This is a genomic window from Nostoc sp. (assembly GCF_036917235.1).
In the GTDB taxonomy this organism is placed as follows: Bacteria; Cyanobacteriota; Cyanobacteriia; order Cyanobacteriales; family Nostocaceae; genus Nostoc.
Genome location: NZ_JBALDU010000024.1, coordinates 1 through 19,405, shown reverse-complemented (window position 1 = coordinate 19,405; position 19,405 = coordinate 1). Strand labels below are relative to the sequence as shown.

Here is a 19,405-nt window from a genome sequence, read left to right as displayed (position 1 = left end):
TAATCCTGGCTGAAGTGTAATTATAGTTGCAGTTAATCCTGGTTTGTAAATGTCTTGATTGCAGGTTTGAGCGATTAGTATTGCAGGTCGTTACACATACTGATCGCGTTAACAATTTGAGTTTTAGTGCAGATGGTAAAACTATCGCTTCTGCCAGTGCCGATAACACAATTAAACTTTGGAGTCTAAAAAATCGCAAATTAATCAAAACTATTCACGAGAGCAATGATGTTTTTGGGGTACTTTTTGTGGATAGTCAAACAATTGCTTCAGCAATTGGTGACGGAACCATAAAACTGTGGAATATCAACAACGGAAAATTCATAATGAACTTTCAAGAACGCCATAGGGATAAAGTTTTGCGTTTAGCTTTGAGTTCAGATGGCAAAACTATCGCTTCGGCAAGTGCAGATCGCACGGTGAAACTTTGGAATCTAAAAGATGGAAAACTCCTACATACCTTTATCGGTCATGATAATGATGTCACAGATGTTAACTTCAGTAATGATGGCAAAATGATTGCCTCAGCAAGTGAAGATCGGACTATTAGAATCTGGGATATTGATAATTTTGCTACCGCTAACGTTAAAGGTACAAGCCTCAGTTTCAGTCCAGACAGCCAGATGATTGTCACAGGAACAGGTAAAACTATCAGCCTTTGGCAACGGGATGGTAAGCGATTATTCTGCTATTTTTCAGGACATCAGAAGCCTATTTATCAGGTAAGCTTTAGCCCGGATGGTCAGATAATTGCTTCTGCTAGTGCTGACTCTACAATAAAACTATGGAATTTAGATGGAAAGTTACTACGTACATTGCAAGGGCATAACGGTTCAGTGATCAGAATTAGCTTTAGCCCTCGCGGTCAAATGATTGCTTCAGCTAGTGCTGACAAAACTATTAACCTCTGGAATTTGGACGGCAGATTAATCAAAACTTTCCCTACTCAAAGTAGTGAAATAACAAGCATTAGCTTTAGCCCTGATGGCAAAATGATTGCTTCAGCTAACCGCGATCGCACAGTGAAGCTTTGGAGTTTGAATGGCAAATTATACAAAACGTTTCTCGGACATATAAAAGCTGTTTTAGATGTGAGTTTTAGTCCTGATGGCAAAACAATTGCTTCTGCTAGTGAGGATAAAACCGTAAGGCTTTGGCATCTAAATGGTCAGACGATTAAGATTTTGCCTCATTCAGACATTGTTAACCAAGTTACATTTAGCCCCACCGATCACATATTAGCTTCAGCAGGTGAGGACAAAATTATTAAGTTCTGGAACTTATACGATTATCAGCCACTGCCAGACTTAAGCGGACACAATGCACCTGTGAAGAATATCAGCTTTAGTCCTGATGGTAAGACCTTTGCCTCGGCTGATAGTGACGGACAAGTAATGCTGCGAAACTTAGATTTGGATAATTTATTGAAGCGTAGTTGCAATTGGATAGATGACTATCTGACCTCTAGCCAGAACAGTAAGGGAGATTTTTGTACCGCGCTTTATTCTTGATAATAAGTAAAGTACATCAGTCAATTCAGTTATAAATATATTAAATTGATGATCGGGTTACACTTAATTTATTGTAACCTTGTTAATAGCTCAGAGGCATTTCCATCAAGAAGTGGTACAGAGCGTTTCTGAAATTTCCACTGAATAGACAAATTAGGTGTTATCGCTATCCATTAAACAGGAGTTCATCTATGACTTACGCAGACAATTCTTCTTTTGCAGATGGTGATTCTTCTTTAAAAGATGGTGAAAATTTGTATAAACAGGGTTTAGAAGACATTGATCACAAGCAGTTTGGTAGTGCTGGCAGTAAATTGCAGACAGCAAAACAAATCTTCACAGATTGTCTAAAAACAAAGGATCATAAGGAAGCCAAAAATTTACTTGACAAGACGGAACAAGCACTAAAGAGTATACCAAAGGATTCATAGACTTCTCAGAAAAATAATGTATAGACGGGAAATTTCCCGTCTTTAGGTTTAATCAAAGCGGGCAAACAGATAGCCAAGTCGCCAGCGTTTGAACTTTCCTGGATCGCCCCATCCTCCCCAAGGTAAATGTCCTTTCGGAGCTTTAAGGCTAAACAGCACACTATCGTAATCTCGCTATTTGTAATCTTCTTTACGATCTACAGTGTATTTCATTCGCCATCCTACATAGTCACCAAAAGCGCGAAATGTTTTCACACCTGAATGGGGATTGCCATCAATTTCTTTACTCTTCCAAATTTTATTTTGAACAGTGAACCCAAAATGGCTATTGCTATGGGTTATCCACAAGTTATCAATAGTTTTCAAATCCTCAAATGGAAATTTTTGGATATCCTCTACATCCAGGTATTGTTTAGCTTCACAGTCAGCAATCCTTAGCATGATAGTAAACGTTTCTTGATCGGCTTCCTTCCAACGTCCCGTTTTCAAAAGGTCTTCCAATCTGGTGTAGTCAAAGGTGAGTCTTTTCCTCTTTAAAACTGGCTTCAAATGTTCTTCAATGGTTCGGCTTTCACCAACTACATCAACTGGTATTAATTTCCGATCGCCTGTTGTATTCTTATGTATAGCGGTTTGAATAGCAACACAGCCTAGCTTGTAGGCAAATTCAACCGACCTTCCTGCTCCAAGAGCATCATAAAAGCCAACGGCAAATGCGATCGCGGCATCATCTCGAATTTCCTGGTTCATGCCAATGACATAATTAATATGCTGAACAATTGCATCTGCCTGAACCTCAGAATAGCAAGCATTTAACAGTACACATTCAACACTGTTAGTAAAAAGCTGAAATAAGCTCGACAGCGCTTCGCTACTAACCAATTTTGGCAGACCAGTTACATCTTCCAAAACTAGCCCTGATTGTCCTTCTCCATGACCGCAGAAATGAACAATCTGAGGTTCAATGTCAAGTAAAGCGCGTCGCATGTCAATCGGACGGGCAGCAACTCTGATTTCCAGTTTAAACTGCTCACGGAAACGCGATCGCCGAATCGCTTCTTCAACATCCCGTATTTCCTGCTCCAAGCGTAATCGAGAGGTAGCAGGAGGGTTAGCTGCAATAATTAAAATCTTTTTCATTTTTTTAATTTATCATTATTTTTAGTTATTTGATTTAACTTAAATACTCCACTTTTGCCACTATAAAATGAATGACTATGGATGACTATATTCCGGTTATTAGTAAAGTTAATATTACCTTATGCAATTCGATAACCACAATTTTTTAACGATTTTTAGGGCATTTTGATAAGCTTCAAAAGCATTCTTTTAGCTATGATTATTTATACCATTCTTGGAGAAGTACTATAGCGAATTGACTTCATTTTTATCATTTTTAAATCAGAATCTTTAATCTTTTCAACTACATATCCTCGTGTGCCTGGTGCCGCCGGAAATAAAAAGAAGCGTAGTCTTTTGGGTGATGAAAATAAACGTAATTCACATATACCTGCACTTTCAGTTTGAATAAAAGGATACGTTAATTTTGTTTCTCCAGATGGCAAACCATCTAGCAAAACATCCTCATCATCCCAAAGAGTTACTGGTTCAAAGCGACCACATGAATCAATCTCGATCATATATATATGCATTGAAGATTCAGTAGAATTCTTTATACTGAGTTGAAATCTATCTTTATAACCGATAAAACAACCAGTAGTTTCACCAATTTTCTCCTGCTTTGCTTCCTTCAACTGACTACTTTTGGGACCTACTAGAATAGCTACTTCAAGAGGAAATTCTACCTCTAGAATTGCTAGTACAGGTTGCCAACAGTAAAACTGTGCTTGTAGATTCCAAAGATCATTATGTGAAAGCAGAATAACTCCATCTTTTGGATTTAGTTCTAAAAGCTGATCTATAACCTCAGCAGACCTTTTAAAGTCATTGTCCAAAAATTTCAGTCTATACTCTAAATACAAGGCTTCAGGGCTAGATGTTGTAAGAGAAATAATCTGTTTAACAAGATCCTTGAAAGTAGTAATTTCACCGCTTTGAAAAGCTGAGAAAGCACGAGCTTTAAGAGCATCAAAGCTTTGATCTCGTAATGAAATTACCATTTCACCTCGATCATCATGATAAAATGAGCCAAAGTCTGGAGTTTGCTTTGACTCCGAAGCTTGACCAACTTTTTGCTGAATAAATAACCCTAATTCTGAAGAAGTTATCAGTCCATTTCCATCTAAATCTGCTTTGCCCCAGTTGAAGCCATCAACTAATGTGCCAGTAAATAGTGAGTGACCAGGAATAGGGCCCCCATCCAGTGCAAGTTGTTCCCGTCGAGCAGAGGTAATCACTTTGCGACTGATCCGACTGCTGAGGTCTTTTTCGTAGCGAACTGCATCCCGAAAGCTTTTCATCGCTTCACCCAAAGCGAAACCACTGTGGCAAGAATCGAGAATGACGAGGATATGTCTTGCAGGAAGTCTGCTGATGGACTGAAGGAGTGGATCAATTTGAATGTAATCACCCCAAACTTCCTTTGGCCCTCGTGCTTCTACTGGAACGATAAACCCAGTTTCTCCAATAACTCTGCCGCCTATTTTGTCAACACGGGTATGCCCATGCCCTGCAAAGAACAGCACTAAGTTATCATCTTCCTGTAACTCGTCACGAAGCTGATCCTCAATCAGAGATGTGATTGCTGTTTTGGTTGCTGCTTCATTGAGCAATGGAGATATCGGTGCTGAAAATCCCAGCTTGTCAATAAGGGTTTGTTGTAGCCCGATCGCATCTTGAACTGCATTCTTGAGTTTTTGCCAGTGAACATATTCGTTAATGCCAATTACGACGACAAGCGATCGCCCTTGCTCGACAGGTTCAATTTCAGTGGCAACAGCTACAAGCTTACGTTCTATATTTGATGTTTCGTTTGTTTGCTCAGTCATGTTGTTTATACTTTGATTGCAGGAAACCATACCTGTTTTTGTTTAAGAGGGAAACCTGATTGAAAAATAAATTTTATATTTACAACTGAACTCAGAAGACTAAATTCAAAATTAATATATTTTTATTTCTCTGGATAAATTATTAAATAAGTTAGAAGTCATTTATACTAAAGTATTGATTACTTGACGTTTACTATATCTTTGATATTTTTAAAAATTTGTTTCTACCCTATAAATAATTGACCTCATTTTCATATTTTTTATCTCATTAACATCAATAGTTGGGAGATAATCTTTTGCACCTGGCTTAGGAGGAAACATAAACCATTCAAGTTTTTGAGGTGACGTAAATAGCCGTATCTCACCTATACCAGGCTCTTGCCCTGGAGTAAATGGATAAGTCAATTCAATTGTTTCTGGCATTAAACCATTTAGCATAGCCTGAGATTTTAAGAGTATAACTGAATCGAGGAAACCTGATGGAGTAATTTGAATCGCATAGACATATACTGGAAAATTTGTAATATTTTTTAAGCAAACTTGAAAAATAGCGTTGTTTGAAATAGAATATCCTTGCACCTCTCCAATAGCTTGCTCATAAACAGGCTCAAGCGATGCTGAATTTTTGCCAGTTAATACTGTGAAGTCAATACTAGATTCAATTTCATTAATTTTAAGAACAGGCATCCAGTATGGGAGATTATTTTTTAGCTCCCATAAAGCATTTTCTGAGAAGGGAATTATTCCTTTAACTAAGTTAAGCTGCGAAAGTCTATCTATGATTAGATTTGCCTTCTCAAAGTTTCCTTCAATAACCACCAACCTGTACTCTAGGTAGAGTGCTTTAGGACTAGAGGGTTTAAGAAGTATTAGCTGTTCAACAAGCTCTTTAAAAGTTGTCAATTGGCCACTATCCAATGTAGAAGAAGCCCGATTTTTGATCTGCTCAAAACTTTGATTACCTAGAGGGATAACCATAACCATCTCCCCTCGTTCATCCATATCATCACAAAATGTCCCATAGTCGGGAGTTTGTTTTTGATTAGATCCATTACCAACTTGGCTCTGGAGGAAATGCCCTAATTCAAAAGATGTAATGAATCCATTAGCATCTGTATCAGCCTTATCCGAGTTAATACCATCAATTAATGTTCCAGTAAATAGAGAATGACCTGGAATAGGCCCACCATCGAGCGCAGTTTGTTCATAGCGGGCTGAGGTAATCACTTTGCGACTCATTCGCTTGCCCAAATCTTCTCTATATTGGATAGCATCCCGATGTATAATCATCGCGTTGCCCAAAGCAATGCCACTAAAACAGGAATCCAAAATTACCAAAATATGCCTTGCGCGAAGAGTGCCAATATCCTGTAGAAATCGCTCAATCTTGATATAACTGCTCCAGGATTTGTCTGCTTCTACAGGAACAAGAAACCCTGTAATCTTGCCTCCTCTTTCAACACGAGTGCTTCCATGACCAGCGAAAAACAATATCAAACTATCGTCTTCTTCCAAAAAGTTATATAACTGATCCTCAATCAGAGATTCAATTGCCATCTTAGTTGCAGCACTATCTAGAAGAGGGGAAAAGTTAGGTGCGGTAAATCCCAGTTTATCAATAAGAGCTTGTTGAATTCCTACTGCATCTTGAACAGCATTCTTGAGTTTTTGCCAGTGAACATATTCGTTAATGCCAATTACTACGACAAGCGATCGCCCTTGCTCGACAGGTTCAATTTCAGTAACCACAGGTATAAGCTTGCGTTCGAGGTCAGAGTTTTCGTTTGTTGGGTTAGTCATAGTGCTATGGTTGATTTGAATTAGAAGGTTGTTTGGGATTCTTTAAAACAAGATGAAAGCGATCGCTCTCTACTTTACCAGCATTAAATAACTGTTGCTTTTATGGCTTTGCTCCTGGAAGATTACTCAAGCTACGACTCGCAACATCAGCACTAAGTCCCCACAGAATCAGTCCTAAATAATCGGCAAAAGGTCTAGCACCGAAAGTGGTGCCATTCTCTATATAAAGAGAACTGATACCCGCAGCCGATAAGCCAACAAGCAAAGTTAGAGATAGTAACGGACGCACCACCCAGAAAGTTGCTTCAGCACGAACCTGATCGGACACACCAGAAAGATTAACCAAAAGCTGTTGGAGTTTACCTAATCGACTGGGTATAGTCTTTTCCCCAGCCGGTTGGTTTATGCGATCAGTTGCAACTGTAATATTTTCTACCGATCGCTTATAGGCTTCAATACTGGAATTTCCTGCTCCTCTGGCACCAATTTTGTCTAAGTCCGAACTAATTTCCTCTAATACTTTTTTCGCATCGGCATCTTTTCCCTCAGCAATACGTAGCCGAGCTTGTTTAATTTTTCTTACGTATTCATCTTCGTCCGCAGGAAAATCAGTAGGAGAATTCTGTGCTTGCTGATTAAACTGATCTTCTAGTGCTTGCAGTTTGACTAGGGTTTCGAGGCGATCGCGAATTGTTTGCACTTGAGTTGGTACAACATCCAATCGCTCGCGGACTACAAGTGTGCGAACTTCAGTTACCATACCTGCTAATAACTGTTTATTCTGATCTTCTAATTTTGCCCCGGCAATATCTGCTTGCAAACGGTAGACTTCTTCGAGTGCTTTTGCTTGTGGCTCACCGCGCTCCTGCATATACTTGAAAAGTCTGCCCAAAACCACACCAAATAACAGAACAATCAGTGGAAATAGCGGGCCACTCCGAGCGCTTAAGTTAATTGGCAGAGAGAGGCGATCGCTACGATTTTGCAGGGTCAGGTAAACTGCTCCATTATACTGATCGGGAGGTATTACAGAACGCCCAAGGATGAGCGGGATGCTGATAATTTGATTGGCAGGTAGGGTTTTGATATCTTGAGAAAGAGAAATAGCTTGGTTATTAAGCTGATACCCTGTAAAATCACCTTCTACAACTACTGCTGTGTTGAGAATATTAACAGGAACCAAAGTAGAATTATCAAAACGAAGTTCGCGTTGGTTGATATATGCGCTAGCAGGTAACAGTAGCCGAGCTAAAGCGCAGTCTAGCCACCCTCCACAATTAACTAGCTGAAGGCGGATTTGCTCTGTTCCCTTCAATGGCAGCAATTTTGGGACTGCATCAGGCTTTGTTGTTTGAGGTATTACTGCTGTTACAGGCTTTTGTTCATTCACTTCAGGCGCAGACTCTGTTTGTGCAAGGACTGGTGCTTGCATTAGAACAAGAGATAATAGTATTGTAGGCAGCAGTTGTTTCATCTATATAACCTTCTCGTTAATACCAATGCAAGCTGTAAGGGTAGAGGTGCAGAGGCTTCTTGTCAGACATCGCCCTTGCTGCACAGGTCAAGCTCTGTAAATATTGGGTTGAATAAGTGATGTCAGTATCACTTATTTGGTTGATTTATTCAATCATCAGTTTAGGTTATTACTTGAGGTCAACGTCAAAAGTCTTCATCAAGCGGCATCTGTTGGTTGAATTTGCCAAAGCCTGATCTCCAAGTCATCGCCGCCACTAGCCAGAAGATTTTCATCATTTGGGCTAAAAGCGACAGCACGAACTTCACCCAAATGGCCAGTGAAGGTTTGAAGAATCTTTCCTGTTTTTAAATCCCAAATCTTCACAGTATAATCCGCACTAGCACTAGCAATTTTTGTACCATCTGGACTAATAGCAACACACCAAACACGACCTGCATGACCTTCGAGGATGTGGGATATCTTTTTCATTCCAGTTGTTAAATCCCAAAGTTTGATTGTTCTATCTGCTCCGCCACTTACCAATGTTTGACCATCAGGGCTAATTGCCACCGATAAGACTTCACTCAGATGAGCGTGGGCGATGATATGGAGTGGCTGATTAGAATTCTCATTTAATTGCCAAACTTTAATCGTGCTATTGACACTACCACTTACCAACATTTGTCCATCTGGACTGAAACTCAGGGAAATAACTGGACTGCTATGTGCTTGGAACGTGCGTATCCATTCGCCAGTTTCCAAACGCCATAATGATACTTTGCCATGCTCTGCTCCAGTTGCAAAAATCGGACGTTGGGAATCTGGGCTAATGGGCAGGGAATGAACAAGGGTAATGGGCTTGGAAGATGCGCGGATGGTATAACGGCAGTCTCCAGTTTTTTTGGTTGTTAGTTGATTTTCATCCCAAGCTTTGACATTACCATCTGCACTACAACTCAGCAATAGTTGTCGATCTGGGCTGATGCCAACGCCCTTAACTCTATCTCGATGACCTGTGAGTAAATGTAAAAGTTGCCCCGTTTCTACATCCCATAATCTGACTGTTTTATCGTTACTGCCACTCAATATTGTTTTGCCATCGGGACTGAAAGCCAGAGAACGAATCCAGTCTGAATGACCAATCAGGGGTTCAAGTTGAGATTTATTGGTAGGCACCGGAGGATTTGCAGATGCAACAATAGTATTGAGATTCTGTTTTTTCTTCAGTACGGGAATCAAGTGGTCGGGAGAGACTAGAGTTTGCCTATCTTCAGGAGACTGAATTGGGATCAGTTTACGGCTTTGAAGGGAGGGAGAAGAAAGCTCCATCTGAATTGAGTTGCACCCTAGCTCATAGGCAACTTCAACAGTTCTTCCAGCCCCAACGCTATCATAAAATCCTATGGAAAAGGCGATCGCTGCTTCATCCCCAATTTCGCGGCTCATACCAATCACATAATTAATATGCTGGATAAGTGCGTCTGCTTGGACTTCAGAGTAACACGCATTCAGCAGGATACACTCTACGTTGTCCGAGAATTGTTTAAATAGTTTTGAAAGTGCATCACTATTGACAAAATGCTCATTCCCCTGATCATTCTCTAACACCAATCCGTCTTTTCCACTGCCATGTCCACAAAAATGAACAATTTGTGGTTTTACCTCCAGCATGGCGCGTCTCAAGTCGCTGGGGCGGACTGCTCCCCGTACTTCGATGTCAAATTCATCGCGGTTTGGCGATAGCTTCAGTCCTTCTCGAATATCTCGGATTTCTCGATCCAAATCAAGAACTGAGGTTCCTTTGGGATTAGATGCCAGAATTAAAATTCGTTTCATGCTGGATTGCCTACCTCTACCGAACAACTTCAAACAGATCGTGAACAGGAGTTGGGGCTTGATCGCTTAAGTTTTCTGTTTGCACTCTCACTCGATAAAGTCCAGGTTGCAAGTGATCGATTATCAATAGCCAGTCACGTTCTCGTTCCACAAAGTCAAGATTGACAGCAGGTTGCTCATGCGAAACCGATGTGATTTCGGCTTGAAGTTTTCCAAATGAGATTGCCCCCGTTACTCTTGCCCGAATGCTTACAGGTTCATCGGGTAAATACAAATCATCTAAACTGAGACTGATAGCTGCCTGGGCAGCTCTTACATTTGCCAAATCAAACTGACTCAACTCTAAACATTTGAGTAGGTTTTGTAGCACTTGCTTTTGATTTTGCAATGCGCCATGCTGTTCAGCAATGAAAAAGTTATCAAAGTTCTTTGATCGCTCGATCGGGATAGCCGAAACTTGGGGAACCGTACCGTCACCATCACTTAAGTCAAATCGATTGTGAAGTATACCTGGCAAATCTTCACTTGCCGTCAGCTTGCCGTTTTCCAGAATGGCAGATTGCAAGGTTGGCTGCTGCACACCAGCGATCGGCACAACAGTAAACGACTGGCGGTACTCCTCAAGTTTAAGGTGTTGTTCTACGGCAGTTTCAATTTCTCGATAAAACGCTAAGGCATCTTGCGCTTTACGTTTATCGATGTTAGGGAGTCCGTCAGCTTCCGCAATACGCTTGTAGCTTTCTCCAATTTTGACTACTTCGTAGATAGGTAGGAGTTGATAAATGGAAGTGAGCGATCGCATTACCTCTGTGAGATCGAGAAATTGCTGCTTGTAGCCATTTGCCAAAAAGTTTACGGCTTTGAGAGAACCGCGATAGGGCGTACCAAAGGTGAATAAGGCACGAGAATCACGCCAACCTTCTAAGACTTCCAGGTAATAGCGAGAGACTAAACCTCCCATACTATGAGCCATCAAAATAACTTTAGCGTCAGAAGCTCCACTGGCTTCACGCCAACGTTTTAGACGCTTATCGATCAGTTTTTTCAAGATGTGTGCATTGGCCCGATTATCCCGTCGCCAGTCGTAGGGAAACTGGTAGAAGTTGGCAGCTTTATCGTCTGGATCGTTATAGATATCGCCTAGAGTAACGTTAAAGTTGTCTGTAATCAAACGTGAAGTTTGAGTGTAACCGTCAATTTTCCAAAATCCCGGAATGAGATGGGTGTCTTGAATCAGTGAAGTTGCTCGAATGCCATCGCCTAAGCTTTCAGCGATCGGATCATCTTGAGCTAATTTGAGGCTGTGGATTGTGTTACTTAAATTAGTTAGTACTTGCCAGATCGCCTGACCTGAGACTGCCCAAAGGTCGTTGCCATCTTTTTGTAAGACGCTTCCCAGAATGCCGGGAAGGATGACGATCATATCTTTCATGGGGGCTTTATTAGCCATAGTGTTCTTTTATGTTATTGAGTGGAAATTGATTTGCGCGATCGCATACTAATTTTGTCATTTAAGTTTACTTGTTGCAAAAGGATGTACAAACAAGAGATAAAAATTCAACCCTCACCTAGCTTTGGCATGAAGGTAAGTAAGGAATTAAAGTTTTCGTAGATTAATCCATTAAAGAACATACTTCCCTGAGTTGCTTCTCAATTCGATCCAATTGAATTGCTGTAATCTTTTGCTGGACTTCAAATTCTATTTCTTCATTTAAATCTCTACGTTTTAGGTGTTCCACCGATTCACAAACTTTAAATATTTGTTCTTTTAGATTAGCAATCAACGTTGCTAACTTTGAAGCAAAGGTGGATAAATTTAGCCTTTTTTTCTTCAAAAATAAATTATTAATTTCTTTCTCAAAATCAAATACCCCTGATTTAAAACCTCTTTCTTTATCATTATCAAGATAGCCTTCTAAAGCGTTAAGAACACTAACAAAAAATATTCTATTCTCTCCTTTTTGAGTATAAAATGTTAACTTAGAAAGTGCATATTCTTTTACCTGTTTTTCATACTTTTTGGGTATTTCATCAAACCTGTTACAGACAAAAAAGAGATCTTTATCATAAACGATTTTAAAATCCTCAATCAAATCGATTTCAGTTCGATTAGCTAATGTCTCACATGAAAAGACAAAAACAACGGCATCAACTACATCAAATGGTTCAAAAAAACCGATACAATATTTCTCTATCACTTCTGAAAAATTTAAGTGGTCATTAAAGCTTGGAGTATCTATAATTTCCATTTCAATTTTGCCAAGTTTGGAAGGATAGAAAATTTAGACTTTTTCATATGGACTAATAGATTCAATTTTTTCAGGATAAACTATATAATCCTTAATTGAGTCGTCAGATATTTGTACTGGCTCATGGCGACAACCATCTTCAGATTTTCGATAGTGTAAAACAACATGAGGATATACTCCCCACTTAACTTCGGTTATGACATTAGTACATGGCGTGGCGTATGCAGGAAGAATGTCAGGGGAGCATCTCAGTTTTTGAAGTGGCTCAAACCGACAATAATCCATTGAGGTAAGCACAGCGATGGGCAAGAACTTGAGGCACATTTTCTCGTTTCCATTGCGCCCCAGAAATCTTTGTTCGACGGTCAATCTGTTTAACGGCAGATTCAACTGACCCAGAACCAATTGAACAAATTTCTTCAGCTTGGTGATATTCGTAGTTAATGATACGATGGCAATGCTTATCGAGATAACGGCAGGAATTTTGTACTTGTTTACCCCGACAACCAGTAAATAAAGCTTTGGTTTCTTCTACTTGACCTTTCCATAATAAGGCTTGTGCTTGTTTCAACCGTTTTTGTGAACCCCCAATTTTGTGAAGGTTTTCTATCAAGTGAAACCAATCAAGTATTTATCGGCGCTGTACATCAGGGGCTAGTTGGTCAACGATATTCCAAATACCATCATGTCCATCACCAACACAAGTAACAGTGCTAGCTAGTGGTTGATGATTAACCCAATCAATGACAACCTGATTATCTTGAAAGGACGTTCCCACCATTCCATTGTGATGTAAGCTAATCGCTTTATAGCCAAGCCAAGCGCATATTTCACCTTCAGTAGTACGAACACGAATGTTTCCACCATCGACGCTTAATTCTTCAACTGTGTTTTCTTGTATCGGCAATTCAAAGTTTTGACGATGCACCAATCTCTGTTGGCTGCTACGGGAAACTTGTACGCCTGTAAAATACTCAATATCTGCTGCTGCATCTTCATAGCTGACATTAGCACTCACACGTAGACAGCAAATTTCCAGATAAGGACTCAATTGATTACTGTTCGGGACTTCCAATTGCTGCGCCTGCTTGCTTGTTATTGGCAATTCTCCCAAAATACTTTTCAGTCGTCGTTGATATCCTGCGCTTGTGCCTGTAATCGTTTCGATAAAAAAACCCCTACTTCTGGCATGACGTGCTTCTGCATTTGACTTCGCACTGCCTCTTCAATTCCTGCAAGGTTTGTTAGCCTTTCTGGTGACGATATCTTCATACAATATTTTAGCGTAGGCGTAGCCCGCCGCAGGCATCGCCTGAATATGTTCTTGAAGAGCTTGCTTTTTTTCTGGGGTCATCGGTAAGTAAATACACTCGTCTTACCTATCCTGACTGATTTTCGCCTTCTTTGCAAAAAACTGGGATGCTCCCCCTAATTCAACCCTCAATTCATCGAGAAGAAGCTTTTCGTAATCCGCTAATATACGATCTTCTAAATACTCTCTAACTTGATCGCGGTACTGTTTGACCTTGGAGTCTGCCTCCAGTGATTTGTCGATATCCAGTTGAATTACAGCCGCCCTTCTTCAGAAAGTGTCGAATTAGGAACAGATGCGAGAGATGGTTTTCTTTTGAAAATTGGTTTCAAGTGTTCTGGAATCACAGTGGTCGCAACCACATTTATTACATTCAGTTTGCGATCTTGTACAGTCTCTGCCGATCGTACCTTTGAACTACCGGATATCTCAAGCTGAATAGCATTACGACCAAGCTCGAACGCTTCCTCAATCGGACAGTCATATCCCAATCCACGATAGAACCCCTTCGAGAAAGCGATCGCGGCACAACTCCCCCATCTAGATATTCCACAGCTTTACGGTTAAGTCTGCACTCGCACTAGCAATTTTAGAACCATCAGGGCTAATCTGCCACAGACTACACTTGACCTGCTTGATCTTCAATGATATGTTTGGGCGATCGCCTCAATCCTTAAGACCCGCTTCAAAACCGCCGTTAGGAGGAGTTTGCAGTAACTTAATTAGACTATTGAGTAATAGTCAATATTACCTGTTTTGTTGTCCATTCAGTACTAGGAGATGCGGCGACAGTTAACTTGCGAGTTTGGGGTTTTTCATGATCAATTGCAGCCAATAGTGCTTCTAAAGGATTTCTTGGAAGGATACCTGATCGCGTCTTAGATTTGAGTTGTGCATTTAATGATGGAAGCTCCAAAAACCGGAAGTTTGCTGCATCCAGTGTTCCAAAAACTTTGACAGTATTCTCTACCTTGTTACCTTCACCATCAAGAGCAGGCTTTAATGGCACAACTTTATCTCTACCAGGTTCCAGCGTAATGAATGTCTCTGTTAGCGGAAGAATTTGCTCAATCGCCCAGTCAGCTTCCAGGTTTAGCGCTGCAACATTAAGTGTTTGGGTGGAATCGTTTCGGATAGATAGAAAGATATATTCACCAATTTTGACAGTTGGTTTGCTTGGATCTGCAAATGGTTTTAATTGATTCTTTCTAGGAATGGGATCACCTTTATCAAAAGTATTTGATGTTCCCAGCCATTCAACTGTTAACTTCCCAGATAACGGAGAGTCTGTATCTGCATTATCTAACTCTAAAGTAGCCTTATACTTTGCAAGATGGACAAGCTGCTTCACAATTGTTGCAGGCGCACCTGAGTCATCAATCTTTAAAGGCGAGTTGATATTTTTGAAAGGAATACCGCTACTATCGGAGATTTCGTATTCTCCGACGTTATTTACAGCAACAATATAATCAATTCCAGCATCATCATCAGTACTGACAAACTCTTCTGCCAATTCTACCCAACCATTTCCAGGTAGTGCATTTTTGATAGCTTCTAGAGCAGCATCTTGGCGTTCAAAAATTTCAGAGCGAAGTATATTGGAAGGTAGCTTTGATTGAGCCAGTTCCTCTAGTGTTGCTTTTTCCTGATGAAATAGCGAAACTTTACGCACAAGATTAATTGATGCAGAAATTTGAACAGCTTGATCTCCCTGTTCAACCTTCTGTTCCTTGCCTTCAATTCGTTCAAGTTTACACAGAGATTGAGTACTACCGCGCTGAATAATTCTGGCGATCGCAATTCGATTTTCTTTTTTGGTAAAATCAGTTGTCGTGCGAGGATAAATAGCAAACTCTGCTCCCTTGGAAACGCCATTTGCTTGCCCCACAGCTAGTACAACTTGGTTTTCCGTAGTTTCAGCGTTCAACTCGACTTGCATTACAGCTACTGTATTTACAGTCTCTCCAAACTCAGTCCCGAAAATTTTACGATTGCCCTCACCTAAGAGTATTGGCGTTTGTGTAGGAAACTGGCTGTGAATTTTCGCATTGATGCGCTCAAACAAATCCTTGTATGTTTGCCCAGGATATGGTTGCTTTAAAGTATCTAGTAGCCAATAGGTTAATGCACCATTTTTTTCTTTGGTTTCTCGGTTGAAAGGAAACTCAAAGGCAAATTCATTTTGACGACACGCTGCTAAAAGAACATAATCTCTTGACTCAGGTACTCCACCTGCTTTGAGTCCACGAGTTCCTGTGCCTGTTAAAGACTGCCAAGTTGCAACCAAAACTTCCGGTGGAGCAACAGGTTCAAAGCTATCTTTGAGAGGTTTGTCATCCTCAACATTCATACCTCGGATTTCTGCATCTCCCCGTGTTGCACCACCTGAATGGCAACAGTCCAACACAAGAGTAACAGTAAGTTTTTTATCTACCAATTCTTTCAAGAGTTGAGCAAGTTCCAAATCGCGGACGTACTGCCCTTCTGAAGTCCCAATATCAGTAGGTACTAGTCCTTCATCGATTTCACCAGCCCCTTTAATGTCAGGAAACACTGTTTTCGCCCGTCCCCCATGCCCAGAATATTGGATGTAAACCTGTGCCCCCTCTGGAGCGGTTTCACCTAATTTTCTAAAACTATCTACTATATTTTTGCGAGTGGGTAGTTTTTCTGGAGGTTCCACAGGCTGTTCTTGATCTGGCTGGTCGGGATTGATAGAAGCCGTCAGCTTTAAAATCTGAGTTTTTGGAACTTTCCTAGTATCTTTTAAAAAAGCCTCTACATGATTGATATCCCGTACACATCCCCCAAGGTTTTTGTAGCGACTGCCATCTGGTAGTCTATTAGGCATATAGCAATCAATGCCTATTAATAAAGCATATAAGTTTGGTATTTGATTAGTTTCTTCAGCCATTTGGACTCCACAACCTTAATAGTTTTGTTCATCTTAAGAAAGCATTGCTGTATTAGCAGATGTTCTAGAGATGCATATTTCAGATATTCAAGAACATACGCTAATTCAGCAATGCATTGTTCAGCTTAAATTTGGGTCGAATCTCTGGGTAGCAGTTCAAGCCATTAACTCAAGAGTCTTAGATCCAACAAGTCCGTCGGCAGTCAAATTCTTCTGCTTCTGAAATTCCTTAACGGCTTTATCTGTTCCAGATCCAAAGACACCATCCGCTACTGAGATTGCAAAACCTCCTGCCTGTAACTTCTCCTGAAGTTTGCGTATATCAGATCCCTCCATTAGAGGGCGGCTGAGTCGCAGAATTCTAGGCTTGTTGTCCCAAGGTGCTATTGCAAAACCCGTTGCCGGCGAGCGATTTAAAGCGCTCTCAGTTTTAGGTCCCCAGCCGCCATCCTCGCCAATCTTCTCATTCGGATGATTCTTGTTCCAAAGTTGCTGAAAAGCTAGTATCGTTTCCTTCCGCAGGTCTCTAGCACCTTGTCCTCGATAGTCAATGTGTGGTGGATCGCCTGCCAGAGGCTCCCAACCAGTACCTTGTAAAAATGGTAACCAACCATCACGATCGTCAATATCAAGTGCCAAGCCACTTTGGTGATTACTTTTACCTGGTGCAGCTACAGGATTTGGATTTTCTCCCATTTTTTTGGCATTAAACAGCAGCATTTGCTGTGCGAGAGTTCGATAAGCTGAATTAACAACAAGTTTTCTACCTCTTTTTTCAATAGCCTTTTTTAATCCCAGTTTAGCTGCGGGTGGCACGAAAGGATATGCTGCATCTCCCAACTCGACATCTAGATCGTCAAAACTGACTAAAGCATTTGGGACAATGAGATTGATCTGATAAATTAATTGCTGAGATAACGCATTGAGGACGGAAGTATTTGCTCTAGGAGCATCTTTGAGCAAACCATTAAAACTTGCTTTCGGTGAACTTTCCTCAAATTCATGAATTTCCAGACAAGGTTCAATAACCAAGTTATCCAATTGATCAAATGTATCGTTGATAGAGTCGCTCATTTTTACCTCTTTATTTATTTAGAAAAGTAAACAATCTACAATCCAGTATTCTTTGAGTTTTAGCACTGACAATTCCATCTTTCAACCTACCAATTGCTAAAATTGCCTCACCTCTTGTCCATTTATTTGCAAAAAAATCCGTCTGGTTTAACCTCAATCCCAACTGTTTCAAGACTTTTTGAACCTGACGAATATCTTCAATTGAAACTTTGACAGCATCATCTACGAATGACTTAATATTCTTCTAAATTCTTTCGTAGTCAGTTTCTAATTGCGCTTGATTAATCGTCTTGTTATAAAAAACCTTGTGCAATATAAACAGTTTGAAGATATTTGTAGTTCAGTTTTTCCAAAGTCCATTAGTTCATAAACCTAGAGCTTGTAAAGTTTTTGAACCTGCCTCACCATCCACTGTCAACCCGTTCTTTTGTTGAAATTGTTTGACTGCTACATCTGTGTCATTTCCAAAATAACCATCAACTTCAACACTAAAACCAGCTTTGACTAAGGCTTTCTGAAGTTTGACAACATCATCCCCTTGAATGAGAGATTGACCGGGTGCAGCCAAACGCAGCACTTTTTGTGGCTCCCAAGCTTTAGCCAATTCCCAAGGCTCACTCAAAAATAAGGAGCGTTCAGCTCTTCTGCGGCGTGATAGACCTAGCAGTGCTTGACCACCAGCTTTGTCCCATACCAAAAACTGGTCTGCTGCTTCTTGGTACTTGCCTTGATTCAATAGCTTCAAAAGTGTTGAGTCAGACAAAGCACGAACACCTACGTTGTAGCTAAAACACACCAAGGCTGAATGTTGATTGTCATTTATTTGGACTTTGACAGCATTGGCTACCGCAGCTTCAAATTTACTCAATTCTTTTTTCAGCATTTCCTCAGCTTCTGCCTTGGTAATCACCATGCCCTGGTGGACACCTTCTGTAGCCCCCCAACCTATAGTCCAAACGTTAACTGGGTCTAGATATGCGTTTAAATACAATCCCTCAAATGATTGTAGTAACCTCAATCCTTCTGCGTTAATTCTTTTTATTGACGATCGCGGTTCTGGCACACCTCGTGGAACTGCATCGTCCGGTGTAACTGTAAAAGTCTCTGCTTGAGTGAACTGCAAAGCTTCAATCAGTAAGTCCACTTGTCCTTTAGTTTCTGTTACTTTGACGAGGGTCTCGTCTTCCAGTTCTGACAAAGTACCATCTTGAAAGATTTGTAGTCGTTTAATCATGTAAATATTTCTAGCTTTTGATTGGGTAATATACTGATATAACTAGACTCTGCTATTTAGTAACACACTGTATTAAAGTATTATTTCGGATTTTTATAAAAAAATATATTAATATATCTAACGAAATATATTTAACTTTTGTCAAGTATATTTACTGATGTTAAGGTTAATTTACATATTTTCATTTGACATAGCATCTTCATCAGCAGGGACAACAACATAGCTGATTTGCACTCTTCTGATACACATTGCAAGGAAAACAATGCGAAAAAGTGGTTCTGGCATTGAATACGTATGGTAGCTACACAACCAATTGGTCTAAAAACAAATAGGGTGCGATCGCTCTTTTAATGACTTTCAGGAGAAGCGATCGCCTAACTGTCTAGAGATGGAGGAAACTAACTCTGTGCTTAAACACTCTCCAGAAACTACAATTTATCCTGTTGATTACTCCCCAGTGCTAGACCAACATCCATACTAAAATCTAAAATCTAAAATCTAAAAGCTTGAGCTATAAAGTACTGTTTTATACAGCACCTTATTATACAGGACTTACGCAACTGGCACAGTGCGATCGCAACCTTATAGTACAAATATATTATTAAGAAGAGACGTGCCAAGACGGTATTGCTTAGATTAG

At 40.3% G+C, this 19,405-nt stretch carries 13 protein-coding genes and 1 pseudogene; 2 read left to right on the top strand and 12 right to left on the bottom strand.

Going from position 1 to position 19,405, the window contains the following annotated elements; genetic code table 11:
- The first annotated feature begins 26 nt into the window (after nucleotides 1-26).
- Both V7K44_RS08080 and V7K44_RS08075 read left to right on the top strand, forming a co-directional pair.
- On the top strand, nucleotides 27-1,511 hold the full coding sequence (locus tag V7K44_RS08080) for a WD40 repeat domain-containing protein (protein ID WP_334930333.1): 1,485 nt from the start codon (nucleotides 27-29) through the stop codon (nucleotides 1,509-1,511).
- A 191-nt stretch (nucleotides 1,512-1,702) separates the two neighbouring features.
- Nucleotides 1,703-1,942, top strand: coding sequence for a hypothetical protein (locus tag V7K44_RS08075; protein WP_334930331.1), 240 nt, complete (start codon nucleotides 1,703-1,705; stop codon nucleotides 1,940-1,942).
- 174 nt (nucleotides 1,943-2,116) lie between these two features.
- Here V7K44_RS08075 and V7K44_RS08070 read toward each other — a convergent pair whose 3' ends face one another.
- The 12 genes and pseudogenes from V7K44_RS08070 to V7K44_RS08015 all read right to left on the bottom strand — a co-directional run bounded on the left by V7K44_RS08070 (nucleotide 2,117) and on the right by V7K44_RS08015 (nucleotide 18,765).
- Complete coding sequence (locus V7K44_RS08070; protein WP_334930329.1) at nucleotides 2,117-3,082, bottom strand: GUN4 domain-containing protein; 966 nt, start codon at nucleotides 3,080-3,082, stop codon at nucleotides 2,117-2,119.
- A gap of 203 nt (nucleotides 3,083-3,285) precedes the next feature.
- Nucleotides 3,286-4,890, bottom strand: a complete 1,605-nt coding sequence (locus V7K44_RS08065) for a caspase family protein (protein ID WP_334930327.1) — start codon at nucleotides 4,888-4,890, stop codon at nucleotides 3,286-3,288.
- Between the two features lie 210 nt (nucleotides 4,891-5,100).
- Nucleotides 5,101-6,690, bottom strand: coding sequence for a caspase family protein (locus tag V7K44_RS08060; protein ID WP_334930325.1), 1,590 nt, complete (start codon nucleotides 6,688-6,690; stop codon nucleotides 5,101-5,103).
- Nucleotides 6,691-6,790: 100 nt separating this feature from the next.
- A complete protein-coding gene (locus tag V7K44_RS08055; RefSeq protein ID WP_334930323.1) occupies nucleotides 6,791-8,164 on the bottom strand; it encodes a hypothetical protein in 1,374 nt (457 codons plus the stop codon).
- Between the two features lie 198 nt (nucleotides 8,165-8,362).
- Nucleotides 8,363-9,982 carry a CHAT domain-containing protein gene (locus V7K44_RS08050; protein ID WP_334930321.1) on the bottom strand — a complete coding sequence of 540 codons (1,620 nt, stop codon included), beginning with the start codon at nucleotides 9,980-9,982 and terminating at the stop codon, nucleotides 8,363-8,365.
- A 16-nt stretch (nucleotides 9,983-9,998) separates the two neighbouring features.
- Entirely contained in the window at nucleotides 9,999-11,432 is a 1,434-nt protein-coding gene (locus V7K44_RS08045) for a lipase/acyltransferase domain-containing protein (RefSeq protein ID WP_334930319.1), read from the bottom strand.
- Between the two features lie 163 nt (nucleotides 11,433-11,595).
- Nucleotides 11,596-12,231, bottom strand: a complete 636-nt coding sequence (locus tag V7K44_RS08040) for a hypothetical protein (protein ID WP_334930317.1) — start codon at nucleotides 12,229-12,231, stop codon at nucleotides 11,596-11,598.
- A 265-nt stretch (nucleotides 12,232-12,496) separates the two neighbouring features.
- Nucleotides 12,497-13,585: pseudogene (locus V7K44_RS08035) on the bottom strand (ISKra4 family transposase).
- A gap of 212 nt (nucleotides 13,586-13,797) precedes the next feature.
- The gene (locus V7K44_RS08030; RefSeq protein ID WP_334930315.1) at nucleotides 13,798-14,034 is read right to left on the bottom strand and encodes a hypothetical protein; all 237 of its coding nucleotides are present in this window, start codon (nucleotides 14,032-14,034) and stop codon (nucleotides 13,798-13,800) included.
- A gap of 236 nt (nucleotides 14,035-14,270) precedes the next feature.
- Nucleotides 14,271-16,457 carry a caspase family protein gene (locus tag V7K44_RS08025; protein ID WP_334930313.1) on the bottom strand — a complete coding sequence of 729 codons (2,187 nt, stop codon included), beginning with the start codon at nucleotides 16,455-16,457 and terminating at the stop codon, nucleotides 14,271-14,273.
- A gap of 156 nt (nucleotides 16,458-16,613) precedes the next feature.
- A complete protein-coding gene (locus tag V7K44_RS08020; RefSeq protein ID WP_334930311.1) occupies nucleotides 16,614-17,531 on the bottom strand; it encodes a peptidoglycan-binding protein in 918 nt (305 codons plus the stop codon).
- Nucleotides 17,532-17,895: 364 nt separating this feature from the next.
- Nucleotides 17,896-18,765, bottom strand: coding sequence for a glycoside hydrolase family protein (locus tag V7K44_RS08015; RefSeq protein ID WP_334930309.1), 870 nt, complete (start codon nucleotides 18,763-18,765; stop codon nucleotides 17,896-17,898).
- Nucleotides 18,766-19,405: the final 640 nt, after the last annotated feature.